The organism is Pseudomonas sp. Tof1, from assembly GCF_055390395.1.
Map to the genome: position 1 here is coordinate 6,422,705 of NZ_AP024344.1, position 12,807 is coordinate 6,435,511.

Sequence of the window (12,807 nt, forward strand, 5' to 3'; positions counted from 1 at the left end):
GAAACACCTGTATTGAATTCTGTCTCTGATGGTTCCCACGAGGAACGTGGGAACCATCGACTTAGATGTTCTGGCGATCGCCCTTCGGATCGAAGAACACCGACGACACGATCTCCGCCTCGATCACGGTGCCATCGGCCAGCGGTGCGAACACCCGCTCACCCATGCGCTTGAGACCGCCCTTCACCACCGCCATGGCGAACGAATAGCCAAGGGAGTTGTGGGCGTAGCTGGAGGTCACGTGACCGACCATCTTCATCGGGATCGACTGCTTCGGATCGAACACCAGTTGCGCACCTTCCGGCAGCCACTGGGTCGGATCGATCGGCTTGAGGCCGACCAGTTGCTTGCGGTCTTCACGCACGCAGTCCTCGCGGTTCATCCCGCGCCAGCCGATCCAGGAGAACGGCTTGGTGCGGCCGACGCACCAGCCCATGTTGAGGTCGTCCGGGGTCATCGAGGCGTCGGTGTCCTGGCCGACGATGATGAAGCCCTTCTCGGCCCGCAGCACGTGCATGGTTTCGGTGCCGTACGGGGTCAGGTTGTACTGCTTGCCCGCCTCGACGATCTGCTCCAGCACGCCCATGGCGTAGTCGGCCTGGATGTTGACCTCGTAGGACAGCTCACCGGTAAACGAAATCCGGAATACCCGCGCCGGTACGCCACCGACCAGGCCTTCCTTCCAGGTCATGAACGGGAACGCATCCTTGTCCAGGTCGATGTCGGTGACTTCGCTGAGCAGCTTGCGGCTGTTGGGGCCGGACAGGGTCAGGGTCGCCCAGTGGTCGGTCACGGAGGTGAAGTACACCTTCATGTCCGGCCATTCGGTCTGGTGGTACAGCTCCAGCCACTGCAGGACGCGCGCCGCGCCGCCGGTGGTGGTGGTCATCAGGAAGTGGTTGTCGGCCAGGCAGGCGGTCACGCCGTCGTCGAAGACCATGCCGTCTTCCTTGCACATCAGGCCATAACGGGCCTTGCCCACGTCGAGCTTGGTCCAGGCGTTGGTGTACACGCGGTTGAGGAACTCACGGGCATCCGGGCCCTGGATGTCGATCTTGCCCAGGGTCGAGGCGTCGAGCAGGCCGACGCTGTCGCGCACGGCCTTGCACTCACGCTTGATCGCGGCGTGCATGTCTTCGCCGGCGCGCGGGAAGTACCAGGGACGCTTCCACTGGCCGACGTCCTCGAACTTGGCTCCCTGTTTCACGTGCCAGGCGTGCAAGGCGGTGTAGCGCACCGGCTCGAAGATATGCCCGCAGTGACGACCGGCCACCGCACCGAAGGTGATCGGCGTGTAGTTCGGGCGGAACATGGTGGTGCCCATCTGCGGGATGGTCACGTTCAGCGAACGGGCGGCGATCGCCAGGCCGTTGACGTTGCCCAGCTTGCCCTGGTCGGTACCGAAGCCCAGCGCGGTGTAGCGCTTGACGTGTTCGACCGACTCGAAGCCCTCGCGGGTCGCCAGCTCGATGGCGGCGGCGGTGACGTCGTTCTGCAGGTCGACGAACTGCTTCGGTGCCCGCGCGGTGCCTTTTTCATGAGGCACCTGGAACAGCGCCAGGGTCGGTTCTTCCTGACGGGACAGGGCTTTGGGCAGTACGCCTTCGACCGCCTTGAAGCCGGCTTCGCTGGCGGCGCGCACGCCACCTTCGAAACCGTCGGCGAGGGTATCGGCCAGGCTGTAGACGCCGTTCAGGCCACCGACGCACACGCGTTTCTGCGGTGCTTCACCGGCGACGAAGCCGAGGATGTCTTCGCGCCAGACCGGCTTGCCGCCCAGGTGCGAAGCCAGGTGCACCACCGGGCTGTAGCCGCCGGAGCTGGCGATCAGGTCGCAGTCCAGCCATTCGCCGGGGCTGGTCACCTTGTGGGCACGCACGTCGATCGCGGCGACGCGGGCCGCAGTGACGCGCTTGCTGCCACGGGCCTCGATCACGGCGCTGCCGGTGAGGATGCGAATGCCCTTGGCACGCGCCTCTTCCACCAGTGCACCACGTGGGTTGCTGCGGGCGTCGGCGATCGCCACCACCTGCAGGCTGGCATCAAGCCAGTCCAGCGCAACGCGGTAGGCGTGGTCGTTGTTGGTGCTCAGCACCAGTTTCTTGCCCGGTGCCACACCGTAGCGGCGGACGTACACCGAAACGGCGCCGGCGAGCATGTTGCCCGGCACGTCGTTGTTGCCGTAGACCAGCGGACGCTCGTGAGCGCCGGTGGCCAGAACCACGCGCTTGGCACGGACCCGGTGGATACGCTGGCGAACCTGGCCGATCGGCGCGCGGTCACCGAGGTGGTCGGTGAGGCGTTCGTGGATGGTCAGGAAGTTGTGGTCGTGATAGCCGTTGACGGTCGCCCGTGGCAGCAGCAGTACGTCCGGCAGCGCCTTCAGTTCGGCGATGACGCTGGCGACCCACTCGGCCGCCGGCTTGCCATCGAGGCTTTCGCGGGAGTCGAGCAGGCTGCCGCCGAACTCTTCCTGTTCGTCGGCGAGGATCACCCGCGCACCGCTGCGGGCAGCGGCCAGCGCGGCGGCCAGGCCCGCAGGCCCGGCACCGACGATCAGCACGTCGCAGTGCTGGTTCATGTTGTCGTAGGTGTCAGGGTCGTTCTCGGTCGGCGAACGGCCCAGGCCGGCCGCCTTGCGGATGTACTTCTCGTAGGTCATCCAGAACGACTGCGGGTACATGAAGGTCTTGTAGTAGAAGCCTGGCGGCATCAGCTTGCCGCCGACCTTGCCAAGAATGCCCATCACGTCGTTGTTGACGCTCGGCCAGCCGTTGGTGCTGGTGGCGACCAGGCCCTGGTACAGCGCCTGCTGCGTGGCCCGCACGTTGGGGATCTGTGTGGCCTCGGTGGCGCCGATCTGCAGCACCGCGTTCGGCTCTTCGGCACCGGCGGCGAAGATGCCCCGCGGCCGGGAGTACTTGAAGCTGCGGCCGACGATGTCGACGCCGTTGGCCAGCAGCGCGGCGGCCAGGGTGTCACCTTCATAGCCCTTGTAGGTCTCGCCATTGAAGGTGAAGCTCAAGACTTTGTTGCGGTCGATACGACCACCGTTGGACAGGCGATTGACCTGGCTCATACCTTTTCTCCCACAGCCACGCCGGGCGCTTTCGAACTTTCCGCCTTGGCAGCGGTGAATTGGGGCTTCTCGCCGATCTTGTAGGTTTCCAGGATTTCGTAGGTGACCGTGTCACGGGTCACGTTGAAATACTGGCGGCAACCGGCGACGTGGTCCCAGAGTTCGTGGTGCAGGCCGCGCGGGTTGTCGCGGAAGAACATGTAGTCGCCCCACTGCTCGTCGGTGCAGTTGTTGGGGTCCAGCGGACGCGGGATGTGCGCCTGGCCGGAAGCGTGGAATTCCTCTTCGGAGCGCAGTTCGCCGCAATGAGGACAGAAGATATGCAACATGGGAGTTTCTCCTGTTAGTGGGCGACCGCTGCAGCGCCGTGTTCGTCGATCAACGCACCGTTGTGGAAACGGTCGATGGAGAAAGGTGCGGCCAGCGGGTGCATTTCACCCTTGGCCAGGCTCGCGGCGAAGACGTTGCCCGAACCCGGGGTGGCCTTGAAGCCGCCGGTGCCCCAGCCGCAGTTGAAGAACATGTTCGGTACCGGCGTCTTCGAGATGATCGGGCAGGCGTCCGGGGTGGTGTCGACGATGCCGCCCCACTGGCGGTTCATGCGCACCCGCGACAGGATCGGGAACATCTCGACGATGGCCTGGATGGTGTGCTCGATCACCGGGTACGAACCACGCTGGCCGTAGCCGTTGTAGCCGTCGATACCGGCACCGATCACCAGGTCGCCCTTGTCGGACTGGCTGATGTAGCCGTGCACGGCGTTGGACATGATCACGCTGTCGATGATCGGCTTGATCGGCTCGGACACCAGCGCCTGCAGCGGATGGGACTCGAGCGGCAGGCGGAAGCCGGCCAGTTTCGCCATGTGCCCGGAGTTACCGGCGGTGACCACGCCGACGCGCTTGGCGCCGATGAAGCCCTTGTTGGTTTCCACGCCGATGCACACGCCGTTTTCCTTGCGGAAGCCGATCACTTCGGTCTGCTGGATCAGGTCGACGCCCAGGGCGTCGGCACCGCGGGCGAAGCCCCAGGCCACGGCATCGTGGCGGGCCACGCCGCCGCGACGCTGGACGGTGGCGCCCATGATCGGGTAGCGGGTGTTCTTCGAGCAGTCCAGGTACGGAATCTCGTCCGCCACCTGCTGGGCGTTGAGCAGCTCGCCATCGACGCCGTTGAGGCGGTTGGCGCTGACCCGACGCTCGGAGTCACGGATGTCCTGCAGGGTGTGGCAGAGGTTGTAGACGCCACGCTGGGAGAACATCACGTTGTAGTTCAGGTCCTGGGACAGGCCTTCCCACAGTTTCATCGCGTGTTCGTACAGGTGCGCCGACTCGTCCCACAGGTAGTTGGAACGCACGATGGTGGTGTTGCGGGCGGTGTTGCCGCCGCCCAGCCAGCCTTTCTCGACCACCGCGACGTTGGTGATGCCGTGTTCCTTGGCCAGGTAGTAGGCCGTGGCCAGGCCGTGGCCGCCACCGCCGACGATGACCACGTCGTAGACCTTTTTCGGGGTTGGCGTGCGCCACATGCGCTGCCAGTTCTCATGGTGGCTGAGAGAATGCTTGAAGAGGCCGAAGCCCGAATAGCGTTGCATAGTCATTTACTCCAAAACCGCTCTCAGCGATAAACCGGGAAGTCCGCGCACAGGGCCGCCACATGCTTGGCGACATTCGCCTCGACGTCGGCATCGCCGAGGTTGTCGAGGATGTCGCAGATCCAGCCAGCCAGCTCGACGCACTGGGCCACCTTGAAACCACGGGTGGTGACCGCCGGGGTGCCGATACGCAGGCCGGAGGTGACGAACGGCGACTGCGGGTCGTTCGGCACGGCGTTCTTGTTCACGGTGATGTGGGCACGGCCCAGGGCGGCATCGGCGTCCTTGCCGGTCAGGCCCTGGCGAATCAGGCTGACCAGGAACAGGTGGTTATCGGTGCCGCCGGACACTACATCGTAGCCACGTTTTACAAACACGCCGGCCATGGCCTGGGCGTTGTCGATCACCTGCTGCTGGTAGGCCTTGAAGCCAGGCTCCAGCGCTTCCTTGAAGCACACGGCCTTGGCGGCGATCACGTGCATCAGCGGGCCGCCCTGGGCGCCAGGGAATACCGCGGCGTTGAGTTTTTTCTCGATCTCTTCGTTGGCCTTGGCCAGGATCAGGCCGCCACGCGGACCACGCAGGGTCTTGTGGGTGGTGGTGGTGACCACGTCGGCGAAGGGGATCGGGTTGGGGTACAGGCCGGCGGCGACCAGGCCGGCGACGTGGGCCATGTCGACGAACAGCAGCGCACCGACCTTGTCGGCAATGGCGCGGAAACGTGGGAAATCGAGGGTTTTCGAGTAGGCGGAGAAACCGGCGACGATCATCTTCGGCTTGTGCTCGACCGCCAGGCGCTCGACTTCATCGTAGTCGATCAGGCCGGTATTGGTGTCGATTCCGTACTGAACGGCGTTGTAGAGCTTGCCCGAGGACGACACCTTGGCGCCGTGGGTCAGGTGACCGCCGTGGGCCAGGCTCATGCCCAGGATGGTATCGCCGGCCTGCAGCAGCGCCAGGTACACGGCACCGTTGGCCGAGGAGCCGGAGTGCGGCTGGACGTTGGCGTAGTCGGCACCGAACAGTTGCTTGGCGCGTTCGATGGCCAGGGCCTCGACCTTGTCCACGTGCTCGCAGCCACCGTAGTAGCGCTTGCCCGGGTAGCCTTCGGCGTACTTGTTGGTGAGGCCACTGCCCTGGGCCTGCATCACACGCTTGCTGGTGTAGTTTTCCGACGCGATCAGTTCGATGTGATCTTCCTGGCGCTGCTCTTCGGCATTCATGGCGGCCAACAGTGCGTCATCGTAACCCTGGATCTGGTCTTGCTTGCTGAACATCGCGTCTCTCCCAGCGGCAGTGCGCCATTTCTTTTTGGTGGGGCACAGCTATTCGGTGGTGCCCTTTGATAGCGATGGTATGACCGGCGCAGACGCGTCAAATGCCTACGCACGCCTTGCAAGGGTGCGTTTACGACATGATCGTGGCGCGATCGAATAAAGGAGGGCCGGCCCCCGCAAACCACGGGTGCCACCCGGTCCCTGCAGGAACCTATACCCCTGTGGGAAACCTCAACCCCCGCAGGGGCCGGATTTATCCGCGAACCGGTCCTGGAGATCGCTAAACGCTTCGCGGATAAATCCGACTTCCACAGGGACAGGGCGGCTTCCACAATGGCCGCTCCAGGCTTTTGATTGAATGGTTTTTTCCTACGGAAACTGTGCCTGTGCGCTGACGTCGATTCTGGTTACAGTGCAGGTCGTAAACGACCATAAGGACCGGGCCATGACCGACAAGAGCCAACAATTCGCCAGCGACAACTATTCCGGTATCTGCCCCGAAGCCTGGACCGCCATGGAACAGGCCAACCATGGCCACCAGCGCGCCTATGGCGACGACGAGTGGACCCAGCGCGCCGCCGACGGTTTCCGCAAGTTGTTCGACACCGACTGCGAGGTGTTCTTCGCCTTCAACGGCACCGCCGCCAACTCCCTCGCCCTGTCGTCGCTGTGCCAGAGTTACCATAGCGTGATCTGCTCGGAGACCGCCCACGTCGAGACCGACGAATGCGGCGCACCGGAGTTCTTCTCCAACGGTTCCAAGCTGCTCATCGCGCGCACCGAAAGCGGCAAGCTGACTCCCGATTCCATCCGCGAAATCGCCCTCAAGCGCCAGGACATCCACTACCCCAAACCCCGGGTGGTGACCCTGACCCAGGCCACCGAGGTCGGCAGCGTCTACACCCCGGACGAAGTCCGCGCCATCAGCACCACCTGCAAGGAACTGGGCCTGCACCTGCACATGGACGGCGCACGCTTCTCCAACGCCTGCGCCTTCCTCGGCTGCACGCCGGCCGAGCTGACCTGGAAGGCTGGCGTCGACGTGCTGTGCTTCGGCGGGACGAAAAACGGCATGGCCGTGGGCGAGGCGATCCTGTTCTTCAACCACGACCTGGCGGAGGACTTCGACTACCGCTGCAAGCAGGCCGGGCAACTGGCGTCGAAGATGCGCTTCCTCTCCGCGCCCTGGGTCGGCCTGCTGGAAAACGACGCCTGGCTCAAGCACGCCCGCCACGCCAACCATTGCGCGCAATTGCTGAGCAGCCTGGTCAAGGACATTCCCGGCGTGGAACTGATGTTCCCGGTGGAGGCCAACGGCGTGTTCCTGCAACTGTCGGAACCGGCGATCGTCGCACTGACCGCCCGGGGCTGGCGCTTCTACACCTTCATCGGCAAGGGCGGCGCGCGCTTCATGTGCTCGTGGGACACCGAGGAAGCGCGGGTAAGGGAGCTGGCGGCGGATATCCGCGAGGTCATGTCCGCCTGAACAACCGCTTGAACGTGGCGCTCCCGTGCAAGACGGGAGCGCCAATAGCGCAACGGACGCTGCCGCGCGCGACCCGCCGCGGCGCAGCGAGCCACACAGTGACTCAGTTCTGCCCGATCGTCCTGGAAATCACGTCCACCGTGGCACTGACCTGCTCCTGGCAACGATCGAGCACCTCACGGTGTTCACGCTGTTCCTCGATCCGCTGGGAGCACAGGTTCAGCGCGGTGAGCACCAGCAGTTGCTCACCGATCAACGTGGGAAACTTCTTCTTGGTATCGACCAGGGCGGTCTTGAGCATCTGGGTCGCTTCCAGCAGCGTCTGCTCATGCCCCGCGGGGGCCTTGATCGAGTAGTCCTCGCCGAGGATCGAGATGACGGTCACGCCGTCGTTGCTGGCTCTCATGCGCTCACGGGACCTGCGCTGACACGCTCGACCAGCGCCTGGATACGGGCGGCGGTGGCGCCCTGTTTCTCTTCCTGCTCCATCAGGCTCAACTGCAGGCTTTCGTTTTCATCCTTGGCCCGGGCCAGTTCGGTATTGAGTTGAGCATTGGCGGCCAACAGCTCCTGCTTCTGCTGCACCAGCTCGCTGACCAGTTGCTCCAGTTGGTTGAGGGAAGTCTCCAGCATTTTCTTGATCTCTCGGGCAGTTTCAAAGGGCGCGTACGATAAAGAAAAGCCCCCCGGTTTGCCAGGGAAAAACGCTCGCAAAGCCTTGATTTTACTGGCACGGGACTTCTCTTCGCCCCATAGGGACTGCGATTGGCGGAACATGTTCCAAACCTTCCGTCGCAAAGCCTTGACTGCGACAAATCCGCGCAGCGCCCTTTAGACTTTAGTCGCAGGACCGATAAGTCAGGTAGAGCTTCATCCAAAAGGCCGCACGGAACGCGCTTCTCTCAGGAAACATCATGTCCCTACGCACAATGAACATCGCTCCGAGAGCGTTCCTCGGTTTTGCCATCATTGGCACACTCATGCTGATTCTGGGCGTGTGTTCGCTGATCCAGATGAGCAAGATCCGTGCAGCCGCCGAGCAACTCACCAGCAACAGCGTGCCCAGTATCAAGACCCTGGACGAGTTCACCCAACTGACCCTGCGCCTGCGGGTGCTCTCCTATCGCCTGCTGACCAACCGCGAGCCGGATATCCAGGCCAAGACCCTGGAGCTGTTCGCCCAGCGCAACCAGCAGATCGACAGTGCCCGTGCGGTTTACGAAAAACTGATCGTCAGCCCCGAAGAGCGGGCGGCCTACGAGCAGTACGGGCAACTGCTCGGGCAGTACCGGCAGATCGAAGAGCGCATGAAGAACCTGTCGCGCAACAATCAGATGGCCGAGCTGACCGCCCTGCTCAACAGCGAATTGCTCACCAACTCCGAGCAGATCAACGCCGTACTCAACCGCCTGCTGGAGATCCTCAACCAGCAGACCAACGACAACAACCAGCAGGCGCGCGAACAATACGACGCGGCCTTCAACCTGGTGGTGATCCTGCTGCTGCTCGCCACCACCCTGACCTGCCTGTTCGCCTGGCTGCTGACCCGCAGCATCACCCAGCCGATCGCCCAGGCCCTGAACGCCGCCGAGCATATCGCCGAGGGCGACCTGACCCATCCGATCGTGGTCGACGGCACCGACGAGGCCGGCCGCCTGCTGCAGGCCATGCTCAAGATGCAGCAGAAACTGCGCGACACCCTGCAGCGCATCTCCGGCTCGGCGACCCAGCTGGCCTCCGCCGCCGAGGAGCTGAACAGCGTCACCGACGAAAGCGCCCGCGGGCTGCAGCAGCAGAACAATGAAATCGAACAGGCGGCCACCGCGGTCAACGAGATGACCAGCGCGGTGGAAGAAGTCGCGCGCAATGCCGTGAGCACTTCCGAAGCCTCGAAAAACGCCACCGCCTCGGCCAGCGACGGTCGCGACCTGGTACAGGAAACCGTCAGCGCCATCGAACGCATGAGCAGCGACGTGCAGAGCACCGCGACGCTGATCGGCAACCTCGCCGACGAGTCCCGGGATATCGGCAAGGTGCTGGACGTGATCCGCGGCCTGGCCGACCAGACCAACCTGCTCGCGCTGAACGCCGCGATCGAGGCGGCCCGCGCCGGGGAAGCCGGGCGTGGTTTTGCCGTGGTCGCCGATGAAGTACGCGCACTGGCCCACCGCACCCAGCAGTCGACCAGCGAGATCGAACGGATGATCGGCAGCATCCAGGGCGGTACCGAACAGGCGGTGGACTCGATGCGCAACAGCACCGAGCGCGCCGAATCGACCCTGAACATTGCCAAGGGCGCAGGCCTGGCGCTGGACACCATCAACAGCGCGATCGTCGAGATCAACGAACGCAACCTGGTGATCGCCAGCGCGGCCGAGGAGCAGGCCCAGGTGGCCCGCGAGGTGGATCACAACCTGGTGAACATCCGCGACCTGTCGGTACAGTCGGCCACCGGTGCCGGCCAGACCAGCGCGGCGAGCAACGAGCTGGCGCGCCTGGCGGTGGATCTCAACGGGTTGGTGGCGCGGTTCAGCCTGTAAACCGTGGGGCGCCCTTCGCGGGCAAGCCTCGCTCCTACAGGATCGAGTCGTTCAAAAATGCAATGAACGACGCAACCCTGTAGGAGCGTGGCTTGCCCGCGAAGAGACTCACACCGCCCTCAATCAGTACTCGATCCGCACATCGCCCTTCGGCACGCTGCAGCACGACAGGATGTAGCCCTCGGCCACGTCCTCGTCGGTGATCCCGCCGTTGTGCTCCATGTCCACCTCGCCGCCCAGCTTGAGCACCTTGCAGGTCCCGCAGATGCCCATGCCGCAGGCCTTGGGAATCATCAGGCCCAGCTTGGCCGCCGCCGCGTGCACGGTTTCGCCCGGTGCCACGCGAATGCTCTTGCCGGTGGCGGTGAACTCCACCTGGTGCAGGTCGGCCGCATCCACCGGCGGTGCGTCGGCGGCCTGTTCGGCCTGCTCCACCGCATCGGCCCGGGCTTCCGGTGGCGTCGCGCCAAAGGATTCCTCGTGGTAGCGGCTCATGTCGAAGCCCGCCGCCTCCAGCAGACGCTTCACCGCGTTCATGTACGGTGTCGGGCCGCAGCAGAACACTTCGCGCTCGAGGAAGTCCGGCGCCATCAGTTCCAGCATCTTGTGGTTCAGGTAGCCGCGATAGCCGGCCCACGGCTCGCCCAGGCCGTGTTTTTCACAGATCAGGTGCAGGCTGAAGTTGTCGATCCGCGACGCCATGTGTTCCAGCTCGCGGTGATAGATGATGTCCTTGGGCGACCGGGCGCTATGGATGAACACCATGTCGACGTTGCCGTTGGTATCGTAGAACCAGCGGGCCATGGACATCACCGGCGTGATGCCGACGCCACCGCTGAGGTACAGCACCTTGGGGCTGGGGAAGTCGATGGCGTTGAACAGGCCCACCGGACCGTGCACCGCCAGCTCCTGGCCCTCGTGCAGGGTGTCGTGCAACCAGTTGGACACCTTGCCGCCCGGCACCCGCTTGATGGTCACCGAGAAGCTGTAGGGCACTGACGGCGAACTGGAAATGGTGTAGGAGCGCATGATCTGCTGCCCCTCGATTTCCAGTTCCAGGGTGACGAACTGCCCCGGCTTGAAAAAGAACATGATCGGCTGATCGGCCATGAAGCAGAAGGTGCGCACATCCCAGGTTTCCTGGATGACCTTCACACAGCGCACGATATGCCGACCATTGGCCCAGGTCTGGGTCGTTACCGGATTCAGGAAGTTGTTCGACATGTTGTTCTCCACCGCTGACTGTCAGCTCTTATGGTGGCGATTCTGCGCAAGGCCCAAGCGCCCCGTTTACCTATTCGCGACATTGGCATGCTTATCGCGACCAGCCCCTAACGACGGGTGCTTGCGCGTCGGGAACGGATTCGGCCGTGTCGCCCATGGATAAGGTCCTGGTCGCTGCCAGCCCCACACTCCGTCGCAAATGATCCGCTGTATTTCTGTCTTGCGTCGCAACCGTGTGGTCCGAACCTGCTGCATCGACCACTTAGCCAATATTCGTCGGCCACACCGCATGGCCATGAGGACCTGAACGATGGACAACACCACCACCCTGAGCCTGGGCGACCCACTGGAGCCCGCACGCAAGGCCACCGCACAGATGCTGCAGGAACGTGAGCGGACCTTCTCCCTGCCACAACCGTTCTATTCGGATGACCGCCTGTTCGAAATCGACATGCAGGAGATCTTCCACAAGGAATGGCTGATCGCCGGCATGACCAGCGAGATCCCGACCAAGGGCAACTACCTGACGCTGCAGATCGGCAAGAACCCGATCATCGTCATCCGCGGCGCCGACGGCGTGGTCCACGCCTTCCACAACGTCTGCCGGCACCGCGGCTCGCGCCTGTGCACCGGCGAAAAGGGCAAGGTCGCCAAGCTGGTCTGCCCCTACCACCAGTGGACCTACGAACTCGATGGCCGCCTGCTGTTCGCCGGCACCGAGATGGGTGCCGACTTCGACATGAAGCAGTACGGCCTCAAGCCGGTCAACGTGAAGACCGCCGGCGGCTACATCTTCATCAGCCTGGCCGAGAACCCGCCACCGATCGACGAGTTCCTCAGCACCCTGAGCCACTACATGGAACCCTACGACATGGAGAACACCAAGGTGGCGGTGCAGACCACCTTGATGGAAAAGGCCAACTGGAAGCTGGTGATCGAAAACAACCGTGAGTGCTACCACTGCAACGGCTCCCACCCGGAACTGCTGAAAACCCTGCTGGAATGGGACGACGTCACCGACCCGCGTGCCGACCAGGCGTTCAAGGACCACGTGGCCGCCTCCGCCGCCGCCTGGGAAGCCGAGAAGATCCCCTATGCCCACGCCAGCTTCGGCCTGCGCAACCGTATCGTGCGCATGCCGCTGCTCAAGGGCACCGTATCGATGACCATGGACGGCCAGCAGGGCTGCAAGAAACTGATGGGCCGGATCAAGAACCCGGACCTGGGCTCGATGCGCATCCTGCACCTGCCGCACTCGTGGAACCACTGCATGGGCGACCACATCATCGTGTTCACCGTGTGGCCGATCAGCGCCCAGGAAACCATGGTCACCACCAAGTGGCTGGTGCACAAGGACGCGGTCGAGGGTGTCGACTATGACGTGGCGCGCATGCGTCAGGTCTGGGATGCCACCAACGACCAGGACCGTCGCCTGGCCGAGGAAAACCAGCGCGGCATCAACTCCGTGGCCTACCAGCCCGGCCCGTACTCGAAGACCTACGAGTTCGGCGTGGTCAACTTCATCGACTGGTACAGCGAGCGCATGCTGAGCAACCTGGGGGCAGAGCCTGCACCATACCTCAAGGGCGTGCCGGTTAACGGCTAAG

General features: G+C 63.7%; 9 protein-coding genes and 2 pseudogenes. 4 read left to right on the forward strand and 7 right to left on the reverse strand.

Translation table 11 applies throughout. The features are described 5' to 3' along the window. Nucleotides 1-61: 61 nt before the first annotated feature. Genes ACZ5KU_RS29000 through ACZ5KU_RS29015 form a run of 4 tightly spaced genes read right to left on the reverse strand, consistent with a single transcriptional unit; the run spans nt 62 to nt 5,950 of the window. Nucleotides 62-3,079, reverse strand: a complete 3,018-nt coding sequence (locus ACZ5KU_RS29000; RefSeq protein ID WP_054064616.1) for a sarcosine oxidase subunit alpha — start codon at nt 3,077-3,079, stop codon at nt 62-64. Then, nucleotides 3,076-3,408 (reverse strand): sarcosine oxidase subunit delta, encoded by a 333-nt coding sequence (locus ACZ5KU_RS29005; RefSeq protein WP_054058087.1) that lies wholly within the window; start codon nt 3,406-3,408, stop codon nt 3,076-3,078. Before ACZ5KU_RS29005 ends, ACZ5KU_RS29000 begins: the two co-directional genes overlap by 4 nt. A gap of 14 nt (nt 3,409-3,422) precedes the next feature. After that, nucleotides 3,423-4,673 (reverse strand): sarcosine oxidase subunit beta, encoded by a 1,251-nt coding sequence (locus tag ACZ5KU_RS29010; protein WP_054058086.1) that lies wholly within the window; start codon nt 4,671-4,673, stop codon nt 3,423-3,425. A gap of 23 nt (nt 4,674-4,696) precedes the next feature. Continuing rightward, nucleotides 4,697-5,950 (reverse strand): serine hydroxymethyltransferase, encoded by a 1,254-nt coding sequence (locus ACZ5KU_RS29015; RefSeq protein WP_054058085.1) that lies wholly within the window; start codon nt 5,948-5,950, stop codon nt 4,697-4,699. 445 nt (nt 5,951-6,395) lie between these two features. On the opposite strand from ACZ5KU_RS29015, the gene ACZ5KU_RS29020 reads away from it, so the two are divergent. Beyond that, complete coding sequence (locus ACZ5KU_RS29020) at nt 6,396-7,436, forward strand: threonine aldolase family protein (protein WP_054064614.1); 1,041 nt, start codon at nt 6,396-6,398, stop codon at nt 7,434-7,436. 103 nt (nt 7,437-7,539) lie between these two features. On the opposite strand, the gene ACZ5KU_RS29025 is transcribed toward ACZ5KU_RS29020, so the two are convergent. Together ACZ5KU_RS29025 and ACZ5KU_RS29030 are read right to left on the reverse strand one after the other, a co-directional pair. After that, nucleotides 7,540-7,842: a cell division protein ZapA gene (locus ACZ5KU_RS29025; RefSeq protein ID WP_054058083.1), complete on the reverse strand. Its 303-nt coding sequence runs from the start codon at nt 7,840-7,842 to the stop codon at nt 7,540-7,542. Further along, a complete protein-coding gene (locus ACZ5KU_RS29030) occupies nt 7,839-8,069 on the reverse strand; it encodes a hypothetical protein (RefSeq protein WP_054058082.1) in 231 nt (76 codons plus the stop codon). The genes ACZ5KU_RS29025 and ACZ5KU_RS29030 overlap by 4 nt, the downstream gene beginning before the upstream one ends. A 347-nt stretch (nt 8,070-8,416) precedes the next feature. Between ACZ5KU_RS29030 and ACZ5KU_RS29035 the strand changes: the two are divergent. Together ACZ5KU_RS29035 and ACZ5KU_RS29040 are read left to right on the forward strand one after the other, a co-directional pair. Beyond that, nucleotides 8,417-9,073: pseudogene (locus ACZ5KU_RS29035) on the forward strand (MCP four helix bundle domain-containing protein); the annotation flags it as partial. A 303-nt stretch (nt 9,074-9,376) separates the two neighbouring features. After that, nucleotides 9,377-9,976 (forward strand): annotated as a pseudogene (locus ACZ5KU_RS29040) (methyl-accepting chemotaxis protein); the annotation flags it as partial. 123 nt (nt 9,977-10,099) lie between these two features. Here ACZ5KU_RS29040 and gbcB read toward each other — a convergent pair. Continuing rightward, nucleotides 10,100-11,200, reverse strand: a complete 1,101-nt coding sequence (gbcB, locus tag ACZ5KU_RS29045) for a glycine-betaine demethylase subunit GbcB (protein WP_054058080.1) — start codon at nt 11,198-11,200, stop codon at nt 10,100-10,102. Nucleotides 11,201-11,510: 310 nt separating this feature from the next. On the opposite strand from gbcB, the gene gbcA reads away from it, so the two are divergent. After that, nucleotides 11,511-12,806, forward strand: coding sequence for a glycine-betaine demethylase subunit GbcA (gbcA, locus tag ACZ5KU_RS29050; RefSeq protein WP_054064613.1), 1,296 nt, complete (start codon nt 11,511-11,513; stop codon nt 12,804-12,806). Nucleotide 12,807: the final 1 nt, after the last annotated feature.